Annotated in this window: 22 protein-coding genes, 4 pseudogenes and 1 riboswitch; of the genes and pseudogenes, 13 read left to right on the top strand and 13 right to left on the bottom strand. The window is 64.8% G+C overall.

Translation table 11 applies throughout. The features are described from left to right. Window positions 1-51: 51 nt before the first annotated feature. Genes A5624_RS26150 through A5624_RS26140 form a run of 3 tightly spaced genes read right to left on the bottom strand, consistent with a single transcriptional unit; the run spans window position 52 to window position 5628 of the window. On the bottom strand, window positions 52-3414 hold the full coding sequence (locus tag A5624_RS26150; protein WP_066873226.1) for an ATP-binding protein: 3363 nt from the start codon (window positions 3412-3414) through the stop codon (window positions 52-54). Then, window positions 3407-4129: a DUF4194 domain-containing protein gene (locus A5624_RS26145; RefSeq protein ID WP_066873224.1), complete on the bottom strand. Its 723-nt coding sequence runs from the start codon at window positions 4127-4129 to the stop codon at window positions 3407-3409. Before A5624_RS26145 ends, A5624_RS26150 begins: the two co-directional genes overlap by 8 nt. After that, on the bottom strand, window positions 4126-5628 hold the full coding sequence (locus A5624_RS26140; RefSeq protein ID WP_066873223.1) for a DUF3375 domain-containing protein: 1503 nt from the start codon (window positions 5626-5628) through the stop codon (window positions 4126-4128). The genes A5624_RS26145 and A5624_RS26140 overlap by 4 nt, the downstream gene beginning before the upstream one ends. 209 nt (window positions 5629-5837) lie before the next feature. Between A5624_RS26140 and A5624_RS27805 the strand changes: the two genes are divergently transcribed. Continuing rightward, window positions 5838-6095 carry a hypothetical protein gene (locus A5624_RS27805; RefSeq protein ID WP_082972097.1) on the top strand — a complete coding sequence of 86 codons (258 nt, stop codon included), beginning with the start codon at window positions 5838-5840 and terminating at the stop codon, window positions 6093-6095. Here A5624_RS27805 and A5624_RS26135 read toward each other — a convergent pair. Continuing rightward, complete coding sequence (locus A5624_RS26135; protein ID WP_066873218.1) at window positions 6083-6532, bottom strand: hypothetical protein; 450 nt, start codon at window positions 6530-6532, stop codon at window positions 6083-6085. The genes A5624_RS27805 and A5624_RS26135 overlap by 13 nt on opposite strands. A 118-nt stretch (window positions 6533-6650) precedes the next feature. Between A5624_RS26135 and A5624_RS26130 the strand changes: the two genes are divergently transcribed. The 4 genes from A5624_RS26130 (at window position 6651) to A5624_RS26115 (ending at window position 10011) form a co-directional block, all read left to right on the top strand. After that, window positions 6651-7133 (top strand): helix-turn-helix domain-containing protein, encoded by a 483-nt coding sequence (locus A5624_RS26130; protein ID WP_082972096.1) that lies wholly within the window; start codon window positions 6651-6653, stop codon window positions 7131-7133. A gap of 7 nt (window positions 7134-7140) precedes the next feature. Continuing rightward, window positions 7141-7611: a hypothetical protein gene (locus A5624_RS26125; RefSeq protein WP_156749133.1), complete on the top strand. Its 471-nt coding sequence runs from the start codon at window positions 7141-7143 to the stop codon at window positions 7609-7611. Further along, entirely contained in the window at window positions 7608-8831 is a 1224-nt protein-coding gene (locus tag A5624_RS26120; RefSeq protein WP_066873210.1) for a DUF6545 domain-containing protein, read from the top strand. The genes A5624_RS26125 and A5624_RS26120 overlap by 4 nt, the downstream gene beginning before the upstream one ends. Before the next feature lie 73 nt (window positions 8832-8904). Next, window positions 8905-10011, top strand: a complete 1107-nt coding sequence (locus A5624_RS26115) for a methyltransferase (protein WP_082990660.1) — start codon at window positions 8905-8907, stop codon at window positions 10009-10011. 463 nt (window positions 10012-10474) lie between these two features. On the opposite strand, the gene A5624_RS26110 is transcribed toward A5624_RS26115, so the two are convergent. Beyond that, window positions 10475-11185 (bottom strand): cutinase family protein, encoded by a 711-nt coding sequence (locus tag A5624_RS26110; protein ID WP_066873206.1) that lies wholly within the window; start codon window positions 11183-11185, stop codon window positions 10475-10477. Window positions 11186-11373: 188 nt separating this feature from the next. Here A5624_RS26110 and A5624_RS26105 point away from each other — a divergent pair, with 188 nt between their 5' ends. After that, window positions 11374-12159 (top strand): 2-keto-4-pentenoate hydratase, encoded by a 786-nt coding sequence (locus A5624_RS26105; protein ID WP_066873205.1) that lies wholly within the window; start codon window positions 11374-11376, stop codon window positions 12157-12159. On the opposite strand, the gene A5624_RS26100 is transcribed toward A5624_RS26105, so the two are convergent. Further along, on the bottom strand, window positions 12061-13044 hold the full coding sequence (locus tag A5624_RS26100; RefSeq protein WP_066873203.1) for a DMT family transporter: 984 nt from the start codon (window positions 13042-13044) through the stop codon (window positions 12061-12063). The two genes, A5624_RS26105 and A5624_RS26100, sit on opposite strands and share 99 nt — an antisense overlap. An 86-nt stretch (window positions 13045-13130) precedes the next feature. On the opposite strand from A5624_RS26100, the gene A5624_RS26095 reads away from it, so the two are divergent. Beyond that, window positions 13131-13736: a CGNR zinc finger domain-containing protein gene (locus A5624_RS26095; RefSeq protein WP_082990658.1), complete on the top strand. Its 606-nt coding sequence runs from the start codon at window positions 13131-13133 to the stop codon at window positions 13734-13736. Between the two features lie 48 nt (window positions 13737-13784). On the opposite strand, the gene A5624_RS26090 is transcribed toward A5624_RS26095, so the two are convergent. Further along, entirely contained in the window at window positions 13785-14240 is a 456-nt protein-coding gene (locus A5624_RS26090; protein WP_066873197.1) for an MPT63 family protein, read from the bottom strand. 342 nt (window positions 14241-14582) lie between these two features. Between A5624_RS26090 and A5624_RS26085 the strand changes: the two genes are divergently transcribed. The 3 genes from A5624_RS26085 to A5624_RS27800 all read left to right on the top strand — a co-directional run bounded on the left by A5624_RS26085 (window position 14583) and on the right by A5624_RS27800 (window position 16585). Further along, on the top strand, window positions 14583-15191 hold the full coding sequence (locus tag A5624_RS26085; protein ID WP_066873194.1) for an LGFP repeat-containing protein: 609 nt from the start codon (window positions 14583-14585) through the stop codon (window positions 15189-15191). 89 nt (window positions 15192-15280) lie between these two features. After that, complete coding sequence (locus A5624_RS26080; RefSeq protein ID WP_066873191.1) at window positions 15281-15775, top strand: pyridoxamine 5'-phosphate oxidase family protein; 495 nt, start codon at window positions 15281-15283, stop codon at window positions 15773-15775. Window positions 15776-15811: 36 nt separating this feature from the next. Beyond that, window positions 15812-15891: riboswitch (ZMP/ZTP riboswitch) on the top strand. 25 nt (window positions 15892-15916) lie between these two features. Beyond that, window positions 15917-16585 (top strand): pyridoxal 5'-phosphate synthase, encoded by a 669-nt coding sequence (locus tag A5624_RS27800; protein ID WP_082990657.1) that lies wholly within the window; start codon window positions 15917-15919, stop codon window positions 16583-16585. A gap of 68 nt (window positions 16586-16653) precedes the next feature. Here A5624_RS27800 and A5624_RS26075 read toward each other — a convergent pair whose 3' ends face one another. Next, window positions 16654-16935 (bottom strand): hypothetical protein, encoded by a 282-nt coding sequence (locus A5624_RS26075; protein WP_066873188.1) that lies wholly within the window; start codon window positions 16933-16935, stop codon window positions 16654-16656. A 75-nt stretch (window positions 16936-17010) separates the two neighbouring features. Between A5624_RS26075 and A5624_RS29650 the strand changes: the two are divergent. Together A5624_RS29650 and A5624_RS26070 are read left to right on the top strand one after the other, a co-directional pair. Next, window positions 17011-17327, top strand: a pseudogene (locus tag A5624_RS29650) (IS256 family transposase); the annotation flags it as partial. Between the two features lie 92 nt (window positions 17328-17419). Beyond that, on the top strand, window positions 17420-17722 hold the full coding sequence (locus A5624_RS26070; RefSeq protein ID WP_082972636.1) for a DUF2834 domain-containing protein: 303 nt from the start codon (window positions 17420-17422) through the stop codon (window positions 17720-17722). A 55-nt stretch (window positions 17723-17777) separates the two neighbouring features. On the opposite strand, the pseudogene A5624_RS27795 reads toward A5624_RS26070, so the two are convergent. From A5624_RS27795 to A5624_RS26050, 5 genes and pseudogenes are all read right to left on the bottom strand, one after another. Beyond that, window positions 17778-18159 (bottom strand): annotated as a pseudogene (locus A5624_RS27795) (integrase core domain-containing protein); the annotation flags it as partial. Window positions 18160-18187: 28 nt separating this feature from the next. Next, window positions 18188-18754, bottom strand: coding sequence for a dihydrofolate reductase family protein (locus tag A5624_RS26065; protein WP_066873183.1), 567 nt, complete (start codon window positions 18752-18754; stop codon window positions 18188-18190). A 254-nt stretch (window positions 18755-19008) separates the two neighbouring features. Further along, window positions 19009-19563, bottom strand: coding sequence for a TetR/AcrR family transcriptional regulator (locus A5624_RS26060; protein WP_231999917.1), 555 nt, complete (start codon window positions 19561-19563; stop codon window positions 19009-19011). 59 nt (window positions 19564-19622) lie between these two features. Next, entirely contained in the window at window positions 19623-20471 is an 849-nt protein-coding gene (locus tag A5624_RS26055) for an oxidoreductase (protein WP_066873175.1), read from the bottom strand. A gap of 238 nt (window positions 20472-20709) precedes the next feature. Beyond that, window positions 20710-21597: pseudogene (locus tag A5624_RS26050) on the bottom strand (alpha/beta hydrolase); the annotation flags it as partial. Between the two features lie 65 nt (window positions 21598-21662). Between A5624_RS26050 and A5624_RS26045 the strand changes: the two are divergent. After that, a pseudogene (locus A5624_RS26045) lies at window positions 21663-21991 on the top strand (esterase family protein); the annotation flags it as partial.

Genomic DNA, 21991 nt, shown 5'->3' with positions numbered 1-21991 from the left:
CGAAATTTTTGCGCTTTCGCGTGGCTACCGATCCCAAAAAGGGTCAGCGCGTCACACGCCGGCCGCAACCAGTGCCGACGACGTCCGCATCTCATGCCGCAACGCGGTGAAGTCCGTGATCGTCTTGGTGGTCACGGTCGCCACCGGGCGCGAGTTGCGGCCGGTAGCTTCGCGCTTGGACACCATCACCACACTGTCGATGTACGGCTGGATGGTCGTGGCATTCTGCACGGTCGCCACGATGACGAGCTGGAAACCGAATTTGCGGAAGGCCTGCAATGCCTGCTGAGCGAATTGTGGGTCGGACTTGGAAAACGCCTCATCGAGCATGAGCTGAGCGAAAACCGGCTTGTTGTCCGCACTTTCAGGATTCGCCAGGTTGAAGCTCAACGCCCCCGCCAAACAGAACGCCATCAGCTTCTCCTGCTCACCCCCGGAGTTGTCACCGGCGTTGCTGTGCGTGCGGATCAGCTCATCGCTACTGACATCCCACTCGGCGCAGTCGAAGGTGAAGCGGTTGCGGACGTCCAGGGCGTCGCGGGTCCACGCCTTGTCTTCTGGAGCCGTCGAGGCCAATCGATTACGCAGGCGCAGGATGTCGGCGTACTGGTCCAGGATGGCCTGCTTGTCGCCGAGGCCCACCTCGGCGATGCGCCGCGAGATGGCCCGGACGATCTCGGTGAGCTCGGCGACCGCGGTCAGGCTGCGCGCGGTGGCGCGCAGGGTGAGCCGGGTGCCCCGGTTGAACTCCACCGCACCCAGCCCGGTGTTCACGCGTTCGATCTGCTCGCTGATCCGCCGAGCCTCCTGTTCGGCGACCCGGTGCAGGGTCAGGATGGCGTCGGGTGCCTGCTCGGTCACCAGCCGCATCATTCGCTCGTAGGCCTCGGGCAGTTCACGCTCGTCGATGTGACGGCACAGCGCGACGTAATCGTGCACGCGCTCGTCGAAGACGTCGCTGTCGTTGGGGATGGCGTCGGGGAAGGCGGTGTCGAACGTGTTGAGGATCCGCGCGAGCTCATCGTATGAGCGCCTGCGGCTTTCGCGCAGCTGCTCGCGTTCCCGCCGGATGGCGGTGAACAGCGCGTCGCGGTGCGGTTCGGGGTTGAGCATGTCCAGCGCGACGGGCAGGTCGGCGGCGTAGCGGTTCAACAGATCGGTCAGCGGCTCGGAGACGAAAGCCGGAGCGAGCCGGTCGGAAAGCTCGAGCAACTGGGTGCGTCGACCGTCGAGGTCGTCGCGGCGGGTCTGGATCGCGCCGCGACGGGTCATCAGGGTCTGGATCTGCTCCCAGCACTCCTCGGCCCGCGCGGTGAGCGCCTCGATATCGGGGTTGTCGGCCAGCAGCAGCTCGAACTGCTCGCGCAGCCGGTCGGCGTGCCCGTCGGCGGTCTCGGTGTCGATATGGGTCCACTGCTCGTACTGATCACAGATCGCCTTGAACGCCGCGGCCCGGTCCCGCCACTGCTGGCGTTCGGCGGCGATGTCGTCGGCGACGCTGCGGGCGCGTCGATACGCCTCTTCGGCGTTGGCCAGATCCACGGTCAGCGCGTCGACCTTGGCGGCGACATCGCCTTGGTAGATGTAGTCGGCCTGCTTGAGCGGTCGGCGGTCGTCCTTGATGGCGAGGCGTTCGGAGTCCTTGTACAGGCCGGTGTCGGTGACGGCGCGCCGAAAGCGGGGGAACACGTCGGGGGTGTCGACGCAGATGTGATCGCCGGCGGCGGCGATGACGTCGGCGGCCTCGGCGGCGCAGTCGTGGGTGGGGTCGACGACGAACAGCTTGCCGGCCAACGTGTTCGGCTCCGCCTCGGTGATCTGCGCGCCGATGAACCTGGCGCGGACGTGATGCAGCTGCAGCCGACCACCCATGTTGGTTTCGTTGACGAACCGCAGCACCGCCGCGTAGTGGCTGTCGGACACGAGCAGCCGCAGACCAACGCCGCGCAGCACCTTCTCGACGGCGACGCGCCAGCGGCTGTGTTCGGGTCGTAGATCCATCAGCTCTGCGATATAGGGCAGCTCACCGGGGTGGATACCGACTGCGGCGCAGATGTTTTCACGCATCGTCAGGGCGAACTCCGGCAGCGCCGACCCGACGCGCTCGACGCGTTTGAGTTCCTTGGCCGCGTCGTCGCGGGCGATGCGGGCAACCTTCTGGGCGTACTCGGCATCGGTCGAGGCTTCGCGGCCGCGGTCCAGTTTTGCCAGTAGCTCGGTGGCGCGGGTGGTGAGTTCCTCACGCAGGTTCCAGAATTCGTCCGCGGATTCCGGTACGTCGAGGCCGTGCGCGGTGAGCAGGGCTTCATAGGCGGTCCGCCGCCGCGACACCTGCTCGGCGTGCGCCTCGGCGGCGGCCACCTGCGACTGCAGCGGACCCAGGCTGGTGCTGGATCCGCTGATCTGCGCGTTGAGCGAATCACCCTCGGCCTTGGCCAGATTGAGCTGGCGGGTGACGTCCTCATATTCGTTGCCGAGCTGATCGATGGTGGCGTCGAGCGATTCGATCTGCGCGGGGCACTGCGCCAGCCGGACGTGATCGGTGTAGGCGCGGACCATCGGTTGGTCGACGAGATCGATGATACCCAGGTCGGAGGACTCCGAGGCGTAGCGCTGCTGGATCTTCTCGATGTCGCCGAGGATCTTGCGTTTGCGTTGCGCGACGGCCAGCAGTTCGCGGGCGTCCACCAGGGGGTCGATCTGCTTGAGCGCCTCGGGCAGCCGGGTCAGGCTGGCCGGCTCGTCGAGCATGAACTCCCGGACGAACTGTTCAAGCCCACCAACACTTTTCAGCGATTTGGCCTTGCCGAGCAACTGCTGCGCGGCGTCGGACGCCCGGATGCCGATGGTCGCATACAACTGGGCGAGGTATTGCGACTCCACCTTGGTGGAGAACCGCCAATCGTCTTTGAACACCGCCGCGTCGAAGCGTCCCGCGGCCCAGCGGTTGCAGACGTTCTCGATGTCGCGGTCGCCGTCGGCCAGCACGAACCGGCTCGACGAGTCCGATCGCGATTCACCGGTGAGCCATTTGAGCACCAGGCCGGTGACAGTGCGTCCGGTGTTGCTGCGGTAGGTGACGGCAACCGCCGACCAGGCGGTGCCGTCGCCGCGCAGATACATGACCTTACTGCTGCCGGCGTCGCTGCGCTGGCCCCAGGCGCCGCGGACGTATTTGTCGACGGTGCGCCGGCCGGCGCTCGACCCGGCGGCGGTGTTATCGCCGGAGGCGTTGAAGTTGCGACGGTTGAAGGGCAGGAAGCCGAGCGAAATGGCATCCAGGAGTGAGGATTTGCCGCTGCCGGAGGCGCCGGCGATCAGCGCACCGCCTGCACTGAATCGGATGGAGTGATACCCGTCGAAGACACCCCAGTTGATGACCTGCAGGCGCGCCAAGTGGAACTGTTCAGTCATCCTCGGGTCCCTCCTCGTCGCCTTGCCCCCGTTCCTGGGGGACCCCGCCGCCCAGGAGAATCTCGAACTGCTGCTGCAGCTCGGCGATCACCGAGGCCGTCATGACGGCGTTGATGACCGGGCTGACCGTGTAGCTGCCCTCGTCGTCGCGCGTCTTGCGCAGGATCTCCAGCGACGCCAGCCGGGCGATGGCGCCATCGATGCGCGCGGCGAAGGTGACGGCGTCGCGGTCGATGTCGTTGAGGACCCCGGAGAACAGCCCGTGCATTTCCTCGCGGCTGATCACGACGGCCTGATCACCGGAGGCGCGCATCATCTGCGCCAGGTGCAGCGCCAAGATGGAATCGTACGTACCCAGCGGCTCACGGCGCAAAAGCTTTACGCCGCGGGCGGATTCGTAGCGGGCCTGCTCGACGAACGCGACCCCGTCGGTTTCGGAAGTGCCCTCGACGACGCGCAGCAACAGATCCAGTTCCGAGAGTCTGACGGACAGGTGGGCGCGGTATTCCTGCACCCACGTGTAGATGTCGCGGTCGGCCTCGGCGCTGATGTAGCGGCGAGTCAGCAGCTGTTGTAGCGCCCAGCAGGCCCGGTCGGGCAGCTCGGATACGTCGCCGTCGAACCGGGGCCGGCGCTGGTGCGGGATGCGCGCGGTCTGGTCGACCTGGGGGAGTGCGGAGAATCCGCTGTAGTCGACGGTTTCTTCGACGGTCACGCAGTGGCTCCCAGCAGACTGGACACCGGCTCGGTGAACATCAAGGACGGCACCTCCATCTCGCGGTCGCGCCCGTCCAGGGATTGAAAGCGGACGGTGACCGATTCGGAAACCTGTTCGGATTCCGGTTGCTTGAGCGCCCACGACCACAACACGATGACGTGGCCCAAATAGGCCGAATCGAGCATGGCGACCGCATCCGGCAGCGACAGCTTGGCCCCGGAGCTGATTGCGGTGTTGATCATCTCAGACATCGCGGGCGCGTCGACCTGCGTGGTGAGTGCGGCGAAGCTGGCGAGGTCGACCTCACCCTCGGCGGCCTGAGCCGGCTTCGGATTGGACAGGTCACCGATCCGGAAGCTCAGCGCCCCAACCGAACTGAACGCGTGGCGGGCCAACGGAAGTTCGATGTCCAGGCGGGAATCGGTCAGCGAAGCCTTCAGCAGGTTGCGCGCGGCGCCGATGGCCTCGTTGAGCTGACGGGCCACGCCGCGGCTCTGCTCGAGGGTGCCGAATGCGATGAACCGTTTGACCCGCTGCGCGCAGCGCTGTTGAATGCGTTCCACTTCATCGATCTGGTGACCGACGAGTTCGAAAAAGCCGGCCATCACCTTGCGTAGGGCGGGATCGAGGGCCGGCAGGGCTTGGGCGACCGCGGCGACGTCGGCTTCGAACTCGGCGCGTTGATCCGGGTCGTTGATCATCCGCAGGAAGGCACGGTGCGAGTCGCGGCCCTGCGAGTCCCACGCGGCCTCGTAGTCGGCGTACATGCGACGCTGACGGTCACGGTATTCGACGTTGCTGTCGATCGGCTCGTCAAGGGCCGCGGTGGCCCGTTCGATCATCGTCCCGTACTGGCCGATGTCGGTGATCAGACGTTCCATCTGCAGGGCGATGGCGTGGGCTTCGTCGTAGGCGTCGGTGAGGTCGACGTCGTGACTGGCCTCAGCCGAAGCGGCACCTTGCTCCAGGGCGTCGAGTTCGGCTTGCAGAGCGGCGATTTCGGCTTCGATGCCGGCGCGGATGCGGGCGGGGTCGTTGCCGACCCGCAACGCGATCTGCTTGAGCCGCGACGCGATGCCGTTGATCGAGCCGCCGGTGGCGATGGTGTCCTGACGGCGCATGCCCCGCAGAAAGTCGAGCGCGCGGCGCGCCTCCTGGGTCAGATAGCACAGGTTGCGTTCGAGCCCGGAGCGCTGGTCGGCTACCCGGTGTAGCCAGCCCTGGCTGGCCCACGACTTGATCAGGGCCAGGCCGGACTGCTCACCCGACTGGTCGAGTTCGGCCAGGTCGCGCTCGAGGCGAATGACCAGGTCGGTCTCGGGGACCACACCGCCACTGAGCTGGCGTTCCATCAGGGTCGCATAGAGGTTGAGGTTCAACGTGGCCAGCAGGCGGACGGTCGGCGAGCCCTGAAGGCCGCGGTTGGACTCGAGCAGGTCGGCAGGCGACAGCGTTGTGTCGTCGTCCAGCACGCGACCTCCGTCTCGATCAGTCATGTCTCGGACGCTCCAAGATATGGCACGGTGGCGACAATCGGCGTTCGGTCGGCGGGGTGTCGGGGGATGGTTTGGGCGGGTCGGTCACAGCGGTCTCAGGCATCGCTCAAGCCTCAGTGGTCACCGGCGAAAGCCGGAACGGATGGAAGGTTTTGGCACTGCAGGTACGGCGTCCGCCTGTTGCCCGGATCAGGGCTAAGATCCGCGTCATGACTGCGGCACTGGTCGCGAAAGCCCTGTTGCTGGCCTTTCTCATCGTGGCCTGTGGCGTCCTGGTCGTGACGTATGTGCGCAGGCGACGCGCCGGCGTGCGGCCATGGCAAAACCCTTATGCCGCACCATATCTCGACGTATATCGCGGCCCGCTGCCCCCGGTACCGCCCCCGCCGGCGATGACCTACGAGCGGTCCGCTGACGGGGAGCCTCCCGGGTGCGGTCCAGACGGCGTTGCCGATCAGCCCCAGTAGGCGAAGTTGCAGGTGGGGCGCGGTTCGCTCTTGAGGGACACGAGTTTGTCGCCGTCCATGATGATCGTGCAGGTGAGCGGGGCGTCTCCGCCGTCGGCGGAGACCTGCGACTCCACTTCGTTGTAGACGGAGTACTGCTTTTCCCATGGCAGGGGCACATTGGCCTCGGTCTGCTCCGGGCCGCCGTTGATCCGGTAACGGATCGTGACCGGGGCGCTTCCGCCGCTGACCTTCATCACCGCAGTACCGACTGGCGGGCCGGTGGGCGCAGCGGAGGTCGGCGTCGGCGGTGTCGACGTCGCGATCTGCGAGGTGGTGGCGGCACCGCCAGGGGCATGCACCGCGTGTCCGGTGATGCTTTTGGTGCACGCCGTCGCGGCAACGCCTGCGGATAAAAGGCTGATGACCGCCGCGACGGCATAACGGTACGAACGCATTTTCAAAGCCTAATGACCGGCGCGTGTATTCGGGGTTGATCGAAAAGTCGGTGGTTAGCAGGCCGGGCAGCTGATAACGTCAGTATATGAGGACAACGTTGCGATGAAACGAGAGTAAATGGATCGCGGCAATGTGCCAGACGGGGTGCAACGTGTTGCTGAGAACGGCTCGGATCTCGCGGTCAAGTTGAACCAGCTGTTCGATGTGATGCGGCAGGCCGGCACGCCTCCGCTATCGAACGCCGCCACTGCGGCGGCGATAACCAGCAAGACGGGCGTGTCGATCAGTCCGGCCTATCTCTGGCAGCTCAGAAACGGCGTCAAGACCAACCCGACGGTGCAACATCTGCGCGCCATCGCCGACTTTTTCGGTGTGCCTGCGTCCTATCTGATTGATCGCGACACTGATCCGAAAATCGAGGCACAACTGACTTTGATGCAAGCATTGCGCGACAGCGGCGTGCGAGATTTGGCCATGCGCACGTCCGGACTGACTCCACAAGCCATAAGCAGTTTGGCCGCGATGGTCGATGAAATTCGCAAACTGCAAGACCTGCCGCCCATGGCGCCAGGAGAATGGTCGGGTCTAGATGACTTCTAAGGCTGACATGCTCGCGCTGGTGCGTACCCTGCCCGTCCCGGTCCCTTGGGATCGCACCACTTTTATCGATGCCGTCGCCCGTTTGCGTGGTCGGCCGATCCACGTGGTCCCGACGGTAGACAAACTCGCGATAAGCGCCTGCGGGCTGTGGATGAAACGGGACGACGACGACATCATCATCCACGAAGCGGGTACTTCGGAGTACCACATCGATCAGATCGTGTGCCACGAAATCGGGCACATGGTGTTGGAACATGACCGCGGGATCGCGGGCGGGAGTGATGGTAGCCACCACAAAATGATCTTTGCGACCGCTCTAGCCGGTTTCGACCCTCGCGTCGGGGAGATCCTGGGCCGCACCGCTTTCGACGACGACCGAGAACGCGACGCGGAGATGTTCGCGTCGATAGTGATGCTCGCGGCCGCCGAGGGCGGGACGCAGAAGTCGATGATGAGCAGCGTGTTCTTCCGCCCGTGAGCTCGTCCGCCGTGCCAGGCATCATCGCCTGGCCTGTGATCGCGTTCATGACGCTCGTCCTGCTCGGGCGCTTCCGATGGTGCAACACCAACCTCTACGAAAAATACTTCAACAACACGTTGGTGCTCCTGCTGCTGACGCAATTGTTGCGCGAGCGGCTGGTCCAAAACATGCTCGTCAGTGCAGCTTTCATGACGAGACCAGGCACCTGGCAACTGAGTACCGCTCTAATGAGTTACAGCTACGCCGAATTCATGGGATTCATCCTGCTGTGGTCGGGGATGTCAGAAGCCGAAGCCCGCCGCAAGCACAGGTATTACCGCCTGGCGGGGGTGTTACTGGCTTCCGGAGTCCTCATCTTCGGCACTCCCGCGCGAATCGCAGAAAAGCCCCTCGAGTTCACGGTCGGCTGGGAGAGCGTGACGGGCTTGACTTGCGTGTCGGCGTTGCTGACGGTCCTGGCGGCCCGCATGATTTTGCTTTCCGTGCACGAGTTCCGTATCGCCAGCGGGCGGCGGGAGCGCTTGATCGCGATCAGCACTCTGTCAATGGGCCTGGCCGGCATCGGGAATGTGGTCCAAGAGGCCGCCCTGCAAATGTCCGACCAGCTTGGCTGGACTCACACCGCCGACTTCAGGCAGCAGTACCACGCGTTCGGCCTTTTCTTCATGATATTTGGCGTGTTCGCGACTGCGGCTGTCCCTCTTGCCACCAAGCTGCGTCGCTCACTCGGGCTGGATCCCATCAGCCACAGCTGGCGCACGCTGCAACCGCTGCGGCGGGCTCTGCGAACCGTCGTCCCAGAGTGTGTCTTCGCCCTTGACCACGAGGAGCCCCGGCGCCAAAAATCACAGCTGCAGCTACATCACACCGTCGTCGAGATCCGGGACGCAATCTTGGGACTTCGCCCATATGTCCGTGAGATACCCAACCATGAGCTGATGCGCTTTCTGACCAAGCCCCGCCCGGTGCCGGCGCGCGACCGCGACGCGGCCGTCGCAGCCCTGCGCCTGGCATACGCCGCCAGAGCCAAGGCGGCCGGCGTGACGCCGGAACTGCCCGACATGGACTCGGCGCTGATCGGCGCGTCGGGAGCGGCGACGCTGCAACAGGAAGCCGCCGAACTCGCGATGCTGGCGAAATGGTGGCCCGCCGCCCATGCCGCCACCGCGGACATCATCCAAACTGCGGCCGACGAGAAAGCGAGCCCGACACTATGATCGCGCCTGCCCAACGACCGATCCGGCATCCCCGCTTTCGGCTGCGCCGGACTTCGAAGATCGGCGCTAGGTGATGTCGATGCGCCTGCCTACCTTGCCGTTACCGCGTTCGGTGGCGCGCGGCGTATTCGATGCTCGACGCCGTGTCTTGGATCTCGCGGACGCCGCGGTGCCGGGGGAGTTCGCGCTGTTCTCCGACATCACCTTCGGGTTGCAGAAGCTGAAAATCGCGGGCGTGCTCGTCTCTTCAGGATTAGCCGATGCCCTCGGCGAGGACGCACACGATCCAGTCGAACTGGCACACAAACTCGGATTAGACCCGGACGTGACCGTCAGAATCGTGAACGCCGCGACCGGGTCGCGGTTGATGAAACTGGATCGCCGGGGCCGTGCACGCATGACGAAGCTCGGTGCACCGCTACGTCGCGACCACCCCAGATCGATCGCCTCCTGGGTCGCCTACTACGCGCACCCCGACACGGCAGCCGCATATGCGCACCTCGACGCCCAGCTCCGCGAAGGCGCCGAAACCTCGGGATACCGAAGGGCTTTCGGCTTGTCGCTATGGGAGTACCTGGACGAGCACCCCGACATGCGGAGCATGTTCGCAGACGCCATGCGTCAGCTCACCCAGTTCGACCTCGCCGGCATCGTGCGGACCTATCCATGGCCAACGCATGGAGTCATCTGCGACGTCGCCGGGGGAGTCGGGCACATGCTCGCGGCCATCCTCGAACGTCGGCCTAACGCTCGGGGCATCCTGCTCGATTCGCCCGAGATCATCGAGCAGGCAGACGGGTTTCTACGCGAGCGAGGGTTGGCCGGCCGGATCGAGCGCCGCACCGGCGACCTGTTCGGTCAGCTCGACGCTCGCGCTGACGTCTACACGATGAAATGGATTCTGCACGACTGGGACGATGATGCCTGCCGCGAAATTCTCAAGCGGGTCCACGCCACCATGCCGCCCGGCGCGAAGGTGGTCACCATCGATATGCACCACGAATCAGGCCAGCTGAACACCGTGTCGGCGATGCTCGACGTGCTGATGCTGGTTTCCTGCGAAGGCGGTCGGGAACGGTCGCCGCAGCAAGTGCACGCCCTGATGCGCGACGCCGGGCTCAGACCCGGACGAGTCCGCCACTTCGGACCAACCATGCTGGTCGAGGGCATCGCCCCGTAGGGGCGTTGCTCGGCAATTACGACCGGCCCTACTGGTCGTCCGTGAGGTCACCGTCGATCGCCTGCCGGCGGCGCTCGTCTATCCCGCGATGCCAAGCGTCATGAATTCTTATGTTGTGCACAATCGTGCCGCAGCCCCTACACGTGTAGAGGGTGGGGGATCGACGTGGCTCGTAAAGCTCGTAATCTGGGTCATGGCGTGCCATCGGTGATTCCCCCGCCTCTCCGAAATGCTGTGGATACGTCGGTTGTCAGCCCGCCTCGTCAAACTGAATGCCTGCATTGGATCCGACGTCGAGGCCCCGACAACCCGAGGATCTGAGCATTTGAGACCTCGCTGTTCAACGCGCGACTAATTACCTTAGCGTACGACAGTACATGATTGCGCGCCGATATGTGAACTCAGGAAAACGCACTGGGCGTCTCTCGAATCGACCAATCGAGGGCCGGGGCCAGCTAGCCGGTTAAAGGTGATTCGCAGCGAAATTCGCGCCTTGGTCAACCATGCCGTTCGCCGCATACAGAGTGTGAGCCAGACCGGGCGGTCCCGGAGGTGCGCCATTGCAGATGTTGTCATCGGGGGCGCACAGCTGAATGGCCTTGCCCGCGTAGAGGGGACCGATCGTAATCGGCGGCGCGCCGGCGCCGCGCAGAAATTCAGGGGACGGCGTGCCGAACAGGACCACGGCGGCAACGTGATCAGCCACCGCCCGCGGCAACGGTTGCGGGACGTAGGACACGAATTCCTGCGGCACTTCCTTGGGCACGGCAGCCGAAGTCACGAAGCCGGCCACGGCGGCGCCTTGGGAGTACCCACCGAGCACCACCCTGGTGTTGGGGCAGTTCGACGCCGTGGATTCGATATGACTACCGGCGTCCCTGATTCCGTCCACGACGGTTCTGGCGAAAGCGATGCCGCCGTTGAAGTCGCTGCTCGCCTCGTAATTCACCGGATAGACCGCCACCGACTTGCCGCCCGCCCGTGATCCGAGCGCATCGACGAACGCCTGGCCGATCCCGCCGACCCCTGGTGGCTCGCCGGTGCCGCGGGCGAACACCACTTCGACGTTGGGACATGGGTCGGCGGACGACGCTGGGACGGGTGCACAGAGAATTCCCGCCCAGGCGGTTACTACCGCAGCCGCGAGAAAACCAATGGAACGTAGCGAGCTCATGTCTGCGAATGCCCAGCCGCCATTCCGCCGAAACCGGCGGTTATTCGGCTTCGACGGCGACGACTTTCGCCGTCGCTTCCGACCCACCCTGCATTCATGAACCTCTGACGGCCGAGCACCGTGTTTACGGCTGTGCCGCTCGGTCATGGGAGAGCGGCGCGGTCGGACGGATGAGGGGAGCTCGTCAGATGCTCAGCGTGGCGATCCGCGACGATTTGGCCGCCGACCTCGCACACGCCGAGCGGTGTCGCGAGCCCATCGCTCCCTTGATCGCCGCCCACCCCGACATCGACGTGGTCGACGCCTATGAAATCCAGCTGATCAACATCCGCCAGCGGGTGGCCGACGGTGCTCGGGTGGTGGGCCACAAGGTGGGCCTGTCGTCGTTGGCAATGCAGCAGATGATGGCGGTGGACGAGCCCGACTACGGCCATTTGCTCGACGAGATGCAGCTGTTCGAGGACATCCCGGTCAAGGCGGCGCGCTACCTCTACCCGCGAGTCGAGGTAGAGGTGGGGTTCATCCTGTCGGCCGACCTACCCGGGGCCGGCTGCACCGAGGACGACGTCGTGGCGGCGACCGAGGCGCTCGTTCCTTCCATCGAGTTGATCGACACACGGATCACCGACTGGAAGATTGCCCTCTGCGACACGATCGCCGACAACGCCTCCTCGGCGGGTTTTGTGCTGGGGGAGGCGCGAGTGCCGCCAGCCGAGCTCGACGCCAAGGCCATCGACGCGGTGCTGACACGCAACGGCAAGGTGGTCGCCGAGGGCCGCGGCGACGCCGTGTTGGGCAACCCCGTCACGGCGGTGGCGTGGTTGGCGCGCAAGGTCGAGAGTTTCGGCGTGCGACTGCGACGCGGCGACATCGTCTTACCCGGATCGTGCACCCGGGCGATCGACGCGCACCCCGGTGACGAGTTCGTCGCCGACTTCGCGGGCCTCGGTTCGGTCCGTTTGTCGTTCGAATAGGGAACATCCGGAAGCCCCGCGGCGTGCTGGCGCCAGACGCTTTGCGCTGCCCAGGTACCCGGCCATCAGCACGAGTGCACAGCCGGCGAGCTGCAGCGGGGAGGGGCGCTCGCGCAGCGCGCCAGCGCCCAGCGCGACCGCGCCCACCGGCATCAGCAACAGGAGCGCGGAGCTGACGGTGCTGGGGAGGCGGGCCGACAACACGGCCACCAGCAGCCAACCGAGCAACTGTCCGGTGATGGCGACCAGGGTCAGCCATCCCATGGCGCGCCAGCCCGGCCACAAGTCGAAGCCGTGCCACCACGGTCCGACCGCCGCCGCCACCACCGCCGACGTCGCCAACACGATGGCGTAGGTCTGCATGGGTCGGCCGGACTGCCCGCCGCGTCGCAGCAAGAACAGGAACCCCGAATAGCAGACCGCGGCGCCGACCGAATGCAACGTGCCGCGTGCGGGGTCGGTGCCGGAAAGGCCGTGCTCGAGCACGCCGCCGGCGAGCATGACGCCGGCCAGCAACACTGGCAGCGCAAGCAGGAACCGCCGCGAGATCCGTTCCCGGTCGACCAGCCACGTCAAGAACGGAACGATGGCGACCTGGGTATTCACCAGGACGGTGGAAAGCCCCGCTCCCACTTCCGGTATGGCCTGCGTCCACAGCAGCATGTCGCCGGCGAACAACGCACCACAGCACACCGCTGACAGCACGCCGCGGCGCGACAAGCCTTCTCCCCGTTGCCATTCCGGGATCGCGAGGGCGACCACCACGGGCAGCGCCAGCAGACAACGTGCGGCTGTTGCGGTAGCCGGCGTGGTCGATGCCAACTTCAGCAGTATCGCCGAGGCCGACAGGCACAGTGCGCCGACGACCAACCCAAACTGACTCATTGCGTCCGTGCGTGTGCATCTCATGCTGAAACAGGTACCCGATGTCCTAATGCCTAAATCAGCTTAAAGGCATTAGACTGGAAACCGTGGCGCGATCCGGGGCTGCCGAACTCGATCTACGCGGGGGCCACCCCGCGGTCGACTTGGTGAACACGGTGGCATGGCGCGGCGACCCGCAGCGCCGTACGGATTACTTGGTGGACTATCTCGACCTCGTCGACTGGACGGAGCATGCCGGTGTGGTGTCGGCCACCGAGGCTCGCAGCCTCGCCGGGCGCGCCGTCTCAGACAGCGACGCCGGCGCGAAAACGCTGCGTCAGACGCGACAGCTCAGAGAGGCACTCCATTGCATCTGGACGGGACGCGGGTCGGCTCGCGACGCCGCTAGGGTCGCCGATGCTTACCGATCCGCGCTGCGCGTCAGGCGGCTCACTTTCGACGAGGATGAGGTCTCGTGGCGCGACACGGCGCTGACGGCGCAAACGCCACTACACCGGCTGGCCATCGAATCCGTGACGCTGCTGACCACCGTGCCCCGCTCGCGCGTCAAGCACTGTGGCGACCCGGAATGCGGATGGCTTTTCCTCGACAGCAGCCATCGGCAGAACCGCCGCTGGTGCAGCACGGCCGATTGCGGGAATCGCGCGCGTGTCCGACGGTTTTACGAGCGCAGCCGGCACGATTCGGAGTAGCGCGGCATATCCAATTCGTGGCTATTCGCGTGTGCGCGAACCGAATTGCTAGCCTTTCCAGACAACCTTGTCCGTGCCTCCGGCGTCCCGGTACACGACGCTGTCGGGGTTCGTTCCGTTGCGAACGTCGAAGTAAATGCGCCCAGTGACCGGGCTGCCCAAGGGGAGTGGTCCCTCGGGAAGGCCGTCGGTCTGGTTGCCCTTCATCACCGCAAACGTGGAGCTGTTCACGGCCCGCGCGTTGAAGTCGGCGATGTTCGGAGTCGCGTTACCGCTCACGCCTTTGGCGGTCACGTCGGAGTACCAGATGCCGTCGTTGTGGCCGCTGGGCTGCAGGTTGCTCACGGTGTAGTCGATGGTGCCGCCCATGCTGGAAATCTCTGCCATCTGGCCGAACTGCAGCACTTGTGGGTCGGCCCATGCCGGCGTCGCTGCGAGGAGTCCGGCCGCCGCCAATGCGGCTGCCGCCGCGGTTGTTTTCGATGCAATGTGTGAGAACGCCACGTCGGGCTCCCTTCGTGAGGTGCCGGCTATCCAGAGCGGCAACTGGATTGACGTCTATCCAAAGCTCGGAATTTCAAACCTGACGTCTACCGGATCCATTCCTAGTTGCTTTTTTCACCGCCGAAGGGGCGGAGCAACAATGGACTTGCATGACTTAACGTCGCGAGGTTTTGGCGCCAACACCGCATATTCGACTCATGCATATCCCGACGGCCGAAGATCGAGTCGATGTCACCTGGAGCATGGGGAGCCTTACCAGTGCTCAGGCTCGCCGACCGTGACCGAGGCGTAAGTTCGTTCGGAGCTAACGCAGACCGCACAGGACGACGCGAGAGGAAGCCTATGAGAACGATTGCAAACCGCCACACCGCAGCCCTCTGCCTCACGGCGGCCGCGCTGATCACTGGCGGCTGCAGCGATGGCAAGAGCGTCGGCGCATCGGCACCGCCTCAGGTCGGGGCGAACGCCACCTCCACGTCTACGGCCCCAGCGCAGCCCACCGAGGTGAAGCTCATCGGGGAGCGCGACGTCCAGGTGACTCTGACCGGCCCTATCGCTGCCAAGTACTCGTCGGCAACCGAGGATCAGAAGAAGGCTCTGGGCAAGCCGCTAACGGGTGACCGCAACGCCGGAAAGCGCGACAGCGGTGTGGTATTCCAGCAGTTCCAGGGCGGGGTGATCACCGCCAGGAACGACGCGGCCGGCACCCCGGCATATATCACCCTGGGCAAGATCCGGGAGGCGTGGAATATCCCGCGCGACCCGGACGGCGCGCCTGCGATCACCGGCACCAACGGTTCGGCAGGTCCGCTGGGGCTGCCGATCAGCGACGCAAACGCCGACGGCGATCTGCTCGTGTCGAGTTTCGAGCACGGCCGCATCGCATACAACCAGAAGACCGACCAGGTCGACGTGACAGTAAACGGCAAGGCCGTGCCGTCCGGGCTGTAGCCCGAATAGTCACCCGATGCCGATGATTCCGTTGTGACACTCGAGTCGACAAAGGTAGACAGACCCGAACAACGGATAGGGGCATCATTGTGATCAGGCAGGAGATAGACGCCGAACTAGGCATGGCGGGGGCGCAGGAATTGCTCGCGTCGACGTCCGCGGCTCACTTGGCTTACGTCGGCAAGGACGGGACGCCGCGGGTCATTCCGGTCGGATACTTCTGGACCGGTGCAGAATTCGTCATCGCCACCGCCCCCACGTCTCCGAAGGTCGCCGCCCTGTCGAAAGCCGCGGACGTCGCCCTGTCCATCGACTCCGGAGACACGCCCGAGACGGCGCGCGCCTTATCGATCCGCGGCCGCGCCGGCGTGAGAATCATCGACGGTGTAGTGCCGGAGTACCTCGCCGCTGCCCGCAAAACGATGGATGAAGATCAGGCCAGGAAGTTCGAACATGAGGTGCGCCAGACATACGACCGGATGGCCAGAATCGCCATCACGCCCACATGGGTACGCTTCTACGATTTCGGCGCCGGTCGTGTGCCTAGGTTCCTCAAGGACCTGGTCGAGCGGGAGCGATCCTGATCGCGCGGGGGCTTTGCGGCTTGGCGGCGTAGAGTCTGTTGAATTGGCGACTGGCGCGGGTGGAACACCACTGGGAAGCCAAAGATTCGGACGCATCGACCGCCTGGGTGCTCCTCGATCTTCGAGGAGTCTGCTGTGCCTATGCGATGGTCTGATGACGACGGTGGCCGCGCGTTCCTGCGTAGCCTGCCCGTCTTGACCGGCCATGCCCCCGGTTTCGACACCGACGACGTTCCAGCAGAACCTGTTTCGTTATTCATCAGGTGGTTGCAGGATGCCGTCGAGGCCGCCCTTCCCGAACCGCATGCGATGACGCTGTCGACCGTTGACGCACGAGGCTTACCACGGGCTCGGGTGCTGATTATTAAAGCCGTCGATGAACGGGGCTGGCACTTCGCGGTCAATTCGGTCAGCCAAAAAGGCCGTGACCTGTCGGCCAATCCTGTTGCGGCGTTGACCTTCTACTGGGCTGCATTGGTTCGACAAGTGCGGATTGGTGGCGCGGTCGTCAATGACGGAGCTCAAGCCAGCGCGCAAGACTTCTTGGCCCGTCCATTGGAGTCGCGCGCGATCGCATTGACGATGAGGCAAAGTCAACCGCTCACCGATGGAGCCGAGCTGGAAGCACACATCGCCAAGGCTCACCGCGAACTGCGCGATAACCCCGAAGTCGCCCCACCTGAATGGATTTCATACGCTGTGCGACCCGATTACGTCGAGTTTTGGCAGGGCGCGCCTGACCGACGCCACCATCGACTGCGCTATGAACGCAACGGGGAGGGTTGGGATCGCGGCCGATTATGGCCGTAGTGGCAACTACGTGGTTCACGCATCGCTGCCTGAGACATTTGCCGCCCGACCACCCAACCCATGCTGTGTTATCGGTCGTGGCGGTCGATGTCCTTGGCGGTTCTGCGGAGGTAGGTGATGGTGTCGCCGGTAAGGATGTCATCGGTCCCTGCTGCTTCAAGGCTCGTTTCTAGCGCGTCAGCAATGTCGTTAAACAGCTGAACCAGATCAGCGGGCGGTGCTTCGAGGAGCTTGCGGCGTTGGGTGGCAATCTGGTCCGCCAGATCGTTTTGTCCGTTCTCACGGGCCGTTTTCTCGTCTTCTTCTAGATATTGCAGGACGGCTGCTAGCTCATCGTTTTCGTCGCTCATGGTGGGAATGTTAGGCGAGTAGGGCCGGATCGCGTTTGCGCAGTTGCTCGACGGCGCTGAAGTCGCTTAGATCGTGAAGACGCCGACTTGCTGCTGGACATCTACAAGTATCCGGCCGAGCCCTGGGTTCACCTGCGCACCGTTGACCCGGAAGGTCGATATTCCCGACCGTGCGTTTGCCGACCGAAGTGACCAAGGGCCCCGCGTTCACGTGCGGCCGATATGCCATGGCCTACAGGCCATTGAGCGCTCACACGCACGCTGGCGGGCCGTCCACACCTAGTCGCCTCGTCCGTGCCGGCGCGGTGTTCCAAAAAGGCAAGCTGCTCGTACGCCTCGGCGACATCACGATCACCGAACCTATCGAACCAACCGCAACGGAGGTCGCCTGAAGCAACCCGATCCACATATTGACAATTACTCTGATGACTAAATACTGACGGGTGTGACCGCTGCCCGACGAAACCTTTGCATTCTTTACGGTGTGATCGCGCTGGTGGCGCTCATCGCCACGTGGGCGCACAACATCGCGTACTTCTCGGCCGGCGGGGACACGCTCGACTTCCTCGCTAGCTGTTTCGCCAATCACGCGGTCAGCTCCATGACCATCGACCTGACACTGGTCTCCGTGGCAGCGCTGGTCTTCATGGTTGTCGAGGCACGCAGGACCGACGTCAAGTACCTGTGGGTGTACGTCGTGCTGGCGTTCGTTGTGGATATCAGCGTGGCCGTTCCACTCTTTCTGATAGCCCGAGAGCGGCGTCTGGCGCAGCTCCAGGACGTTTGACGCCGTGCAGGCTGGCGCAGCCACAACATCCGTCCCCACTTTGGTGGTCCAGTCGCTATGCGGCTTGGGGTTGATGGGACGTGGTCCACTGTAGAGCGAACTCGGCCCGGGTGAGTTCACCATGGACGGAGTGGGCCCGGTTGGCTTGTAGTCGCGACGCCAGTCTTCGATAATCACGCGGGCTTCCAGCAGGGAGTCGAAGTGCCACGCGTTGAGCAATTCGTCGCACAGCCGGCCGTTGAACGACTCGATCCAGGCATTCCGCCAAGGCGACCCTGGATCAACAAAAGTGAGCCAGCACAGTCGAATCGGCACCAGTCAAGCGCGGCGTGCGCCACGAACTCCGGACCGTTGTCGAACCGCACGTAGTGCGGCGTCCCGTGGGTGAGAGCCAGTCGATCCAACACCTCGACGACACGGTCGGCGCCAATGCGGCGACAACCTCGATCGCGAGAGGCAAGTAAGTCAGTCGTGTTTCGCCTCGTAGCGCAGCAGGACCGTGCCACCCGGGAAGGTGCGGTTCTCAAGCAACCGCAGCGAGATCCATGACGGCAGGGTCGGGAAGAACGCGGTGCCGCCGCCCACGGCGATGGGCGCGACCACAATCCGGTATTCGTCCACCAGTCCGGCCTGCACGATCGGCGCGGCCAGCGTCGCGCCGGCGACCTCCAGCCTGCCGTCCGTTTCGGCTTTCAACCTCCTCACCACTTCGACCGGGTCACCGCGTTCCAGGCGCGAGTTCCAGTGGACGGACTCTAAGGTCCGCGAGAACACAACCTTGGGCATTTCGCGCCAGGTGCGGGCGAAGTCAACGATCAGAGGAGTGGCGTCCGGAGCACTATCGGCGGTCGGCCAGTACGCGGACATCAGTTCGTAGAGCCGCCGCCCGTAGAACGACAGGGCGGTCTCCCTCTCGAAGTCGTTCCAGTACTGGTGCAGTTCGTCGCTCGGATCGCCCCAGTCGATGTTGCCTTGTGCATCGGCGATGTACCCGTCCACCGACACGTTGAAGCCGTAGATCAGTTTGCCCATGAAGATCAGACTGCACCGGAGGCCAAAACTCATCGCGACGACACGCAACCCTGCGGCACTGAAAGATTCATCGGATGCACGACAGCCCACGGCTTGGCGGGTTCTTGGTCGTGGATCGCTGGCCCGACGGACCGGGGAGCGCGCATCTGTGATCGAGCTTGATTCACTGAGAAATTACGAACTTTGCTGGCAGCCAGCAGTATTCGATTCCGTCCGATTCCTTAACTCAGCCGCAGTGAGCAGGCCGTCGGCGGTCAACAGGCGACTCGACGCCAGATCTCGGTACAGGCCTTCCTGGCGCGGGCCAGCTCGGCGTTCGAAATCCGGGAGCCTTGGTAGAAACTGCGCTCGATCATCCAGCACAAGGCGCGTGCAAGGGCTGCCTGGTCGTGGCTCGCACTGCGTGACGGAGCGCCCATGTGCCGCAGTATTTCGGCGATGGCGCCGACGAAGATCTCGGCGGTGTCGTTCCAGAGCGTGTCGATCTCGGGCACCGACGACGCCAGGTCGATCGCCGCGCGCATCACGACCCCGTGCTGGCGCCACAGCGCCTCGGTTCTGATCATCGCCTCGTCGATGGCATGCTCACCACGTGCGGCGTCGTCCGCGGCTGCGCGCGATTTCTTCCGGAGGGCATCCACGGTACGCGCGACGAGCGCCGTGATGACCTCCTGTTTGGAGCCGAAATAGAAGTACAGGGCACCCCGCGTGATCCCCGCGCCCTTTGCGATGTCGGCGATCGTCATTGCTTCGTAGCCTTGTTCGCCCAGGAGTCGTTCGGCGGTGTCGAGGATGGCCTGTTCCCGCATATCCCCTTTTCGGGGCGTGGCGGCATGTCGTCGGGTGGGCTTGGTTTTCGCTGGCATGGCTAGCTGGCTGCGATCTGACGTCCGTCGGGGAAGTCCGTTGTCCGAGACAGTGACTCCCACTTGTCGATCTCCTGATCGACGGTTTGACGCGCGGCCCTGATGAGCCGCAATGCGTCAGACCCCAGCACAAGATGCCGTGGGGGATCGGTCGAGTCAAGCACCTGCAACACTGCGGCTGCGGCCTTCGCGGGGTCACCGAGCTGGTTCCCGCTCGCCTGTAGGCGGGCTTCACGAATAGGCGTGAACACGTCGTCGTAATCGGCGATGGAGCGGTCTACGCGTCTCATGGACCTACCGGCCCAGTCGGTCCGGAACGAACCCGGTTCGATCGCCGTGACATGAATGCCGAACCCGGCGACTTCCTTACCCAAGCTCTCCAGCAGTCCCTCCAGCGCGAACTTGCTGCCGCAGTAGGCGGTTAGGCCCGCCGGGGCCATCAACCCGCCCATCGACGTCACCGCCATCAGGTGACCGCCGCGACGTTCACGCATATACGGAAGGACGGCCTGAAGGGTCGCCGCCACCCCAAAGACGTTGGTCTCGAACTGAGCCCGCAGCTGGCTCAAGGGCGTCTCCTCGAAGATGCCCTCGAGCCCATAGCCCGCGTTGGCGATCACCACGTCGATCGGACCGACGGTCGCCTCGACGTCCTTAACCGTCGCGAACACTGCCTTTTCATCGGTCACGTCCAGGAGCCGACCGTGGGCGTTGGCCGCCAGCGCTTCGAATGCATCGAGGTCTGCCCGCCGACGCACGGTGCCCACCACGGTGTGCCCGGCCTCTAGTGCGCCTGCAGCGAAGGCTCGCCCCAGGCCGCTGCTTACCCCCGTGATCAGAAAGGTCTTCATTGGACATCTCCTCTGCTCGACCGGACCGCTGCCGACCCTAACAAAAACTCGACACAACGTCGATTTTAGTTGACGAAACGCAGATTGCGGGAGGGTGCTGGACATGACGCCGGAGACCGGCCTCGCGCAGCTCCACGCATTCGTGTGCAGGATCTGACACGATCTCGACGGTCGACGCGCATGGACCGCCAGCTAGACAGGCATTTTCATGAGCTACTCAACGCAGGCCGCGGGCGCGTCACGGGAACGCCGCGTGGGGGACGCCGGGCGTCTCGAGCCGACCGGCGAGCCAAGGCAGCGTCGCCGCGAAAGCCGATGCGGCCGAGGGCCAATCGTGTTTGCCGGGCAGACCGACCACCGCGCAGTCGATGCCGTTGGCGGTGCCCAGTTGGCACAGCGATTCGGCAGCGGCGCGCCCCACGGAGCCGGGAACCGCGAACAGTCCGACCAGATTGGAGTAAGGCCCGTGGCGGGTGATCACCGTGCTGGGGTCGAAGCGTGCCCACGCCGCGGCGTCGCCGCCGAAGAGCCGGTCGATGGTCTGTGCCCGGGTGCCCGCGTTGGGGGCGATGTCGCCGCCGATGTCGACAAAGGCGCTGAACCTGTCGGGGTGCATCACGGCCAGGTCCACCGCGCAGGTGCCTCCGGAGGAGAAGCCGACGACGCCCCATTTCGCTTGCGCCGGCAGGCCGAATTGCTGGGCGGCCCACGGGATCACGTCGTCGATCAGGTGATCGGCGGCGTTGCCGCGCGACCCGTTGACGCACTCGGTGTCGACGGTGAAGCCACCGCTGGCGTCGACGAAGACGGCCAGCGGCGCGTTACCGCCGTGGTCCGCCGCGAACGCGTCCAGGGTGGCGACGGCGTCGCCGGCGCGAATCCAGTCAGCCGATGTGTTGAACTCGCCTCCGATCATCAAGACCGGGGGCAGGCGTGGCGGCGCTGCGGTGAACCAGGCCGGCGGCAGGTACACCCACTCGCCGCGATGCCGAAAACCCGACGCGGTCGTACCGGTGTCCACGGGCACCACCGCGCCCCGTTGCGGCGCTGGCCTACTCCATCGCCTGGCGGGCGCGGCGCTGGTGGAGCCGGCGGGTCCCGCTGGTCGCGGCGGTCGGCGCTGCCACCGGCGCCGCGACGCACTGGTACTACAGCACCCTCGGGCTGGCCAGCGAACCGCCGCCATGGCAAATGTGGCTGTGGACCACGTTGGCGGGCTCGGCCGTCGCGGTCGCAGTCGCCAGCTGGCGCCGCGCCGGGTGGTGGCGACGCAATGTGTGCGTGTTCGCGGCATCGTTCTGCCTGTTGAGCGCGGGCCTGACCATCAACGCGTGGCTGGGATATTTTGCGACCGTCTCCGCCGCCTGGGGCCAGCTGACCAATGGACCGCTGCCGGACCAGACCGACTTGCGCGCCGCCTACACCGCCAGGTCCAAAGGCGTTGCGCCGCAACGGGGCGCGGTGGTGCCCGTGGACACCGGTACGACCGCGTCGGGTTTTCGGCATCGCGGCGAGTGGGT

This window comes from Mycobacterium sp. 1482292.6 (assembly GCF_001672995.1).
GTDB lineage: Bacteria > Actinomycetota > Actinomycetes > Mycobacteriales > Mycobacteriaceae > Mycobacterium > Mycobacterium europaeum_A.
Note: the sequence above shows the minus strand (reverse complement) of the source record. Positions and strands in the feature narration are given on the sequence as shown.

Coding starts and splice junctions, on each gene's coding strand:
- A5624_RS26130 (WP_082972096.1), top strand. CDS start 6,651: ATGGATCGCGGCAATGTGCCAGACGGGGTGCAACGTGTTGCTGAGAAC.
- A5624_RS26055 (WP_066873175.1), bottom strand. CDS start 20,471: ATGAAGACCTTTCTGATCACGGGGGTAAGCAGCGGCCTGGGGCGAGCC.
- A5624_RS26075 (WP_066873188.1), bottom strand. CDS start 16,935: ATGAGCGACGAAAACGATGAGCTAGCAGCCGTCCTGCAATATCTAGAA.
- A5624_RS27800 (WP_082990657.1), top strand. CDS start 15,917: ATGCGATGGTCTGATGACGACGGTGGCCGCGCGTTCCTGCGTAGCCTG.
- A5624_RS26060 (WP_231999917.1), bottom strand. CDS start 19,563: ATGCGGGAACAGGCCATCCTCGACACCGCCGAACGACTCCTGGGCGAA.
- A5624_RS26125 (WP_156749133.1), top strand. CDS start 7,141: ATGCTCGCGCTGGTGCGTACCCTGCCCGTCCCGGTCCCTTGGGATCGC.
- A5624_RS26100 (WP_066873203.1), bottom strand. CDS start 13,044: ATGAGTCAGTTTGGGTTGGTCGTCGGCGCACTGTGCCTGTCGGCCTCG.
- A5624_RS26085 (WP_066873194.1), top strand. CDS start 14,583: ATGAGAACGATTGCAAACCGCCACACCGCAGCCCTCTGCCTCACGGCG.
- A5624_RS26105 (WP_066873205.1), top strand. CDS start 11,374: ATGCTCAGCGTGGCGATCCGCGACGATTTGGCCGCCGACCTCGCACAC.
- A5624_RS26115 (WP_082990660.1), top strand. CDS start 8,905: ATGTCGATGCGCCTGCCTACCTTGCCGTTACCGCGTTCGGTGGCGCGC.
- A5624_RS26140 (WP_066873223.1), bottom strand. CDS start 5,628: ATGACTGATCGAGACGGAGGTCGCGTGCTGGACGACGACACAACGCTG.
- A5624_RS26065 (WP_066873183.1), bottom strand. CDS start 18,754: ATGGGCAAACTGATCTACGGCTTCAACGTGTCGGTGGACGGGTACATC.
- A5624_RS26135 (WP_066873218.1), bottom strand. CDS start 6,532: ATGCGTTCGTACCGTTATGCCGTCGCGGCGGTCATCAGCCTTTTATCC.
- A5624_RS26150 (WP_066873226.1), bottom strand. CDS start 3,414: ATGACTGAACAGTTCCACTTGGCGCGCCTGCAGGTCATCAACTGGGGT.
- A5624_RS27805 (WP_082972097.1), top strand. CDS start 5,838: ATGACTGCGGCACTGGTCGCGAAAGCCCTGTTGCTGGCCTTTCTCATC.
- A5624_RS26110 (WP_066873206.1), bottom strand. CDS start 11,185: ATGAGCTCGCTACGTTCCATTGGTTTTCTCGCGGCTGCGGTAGTAACC.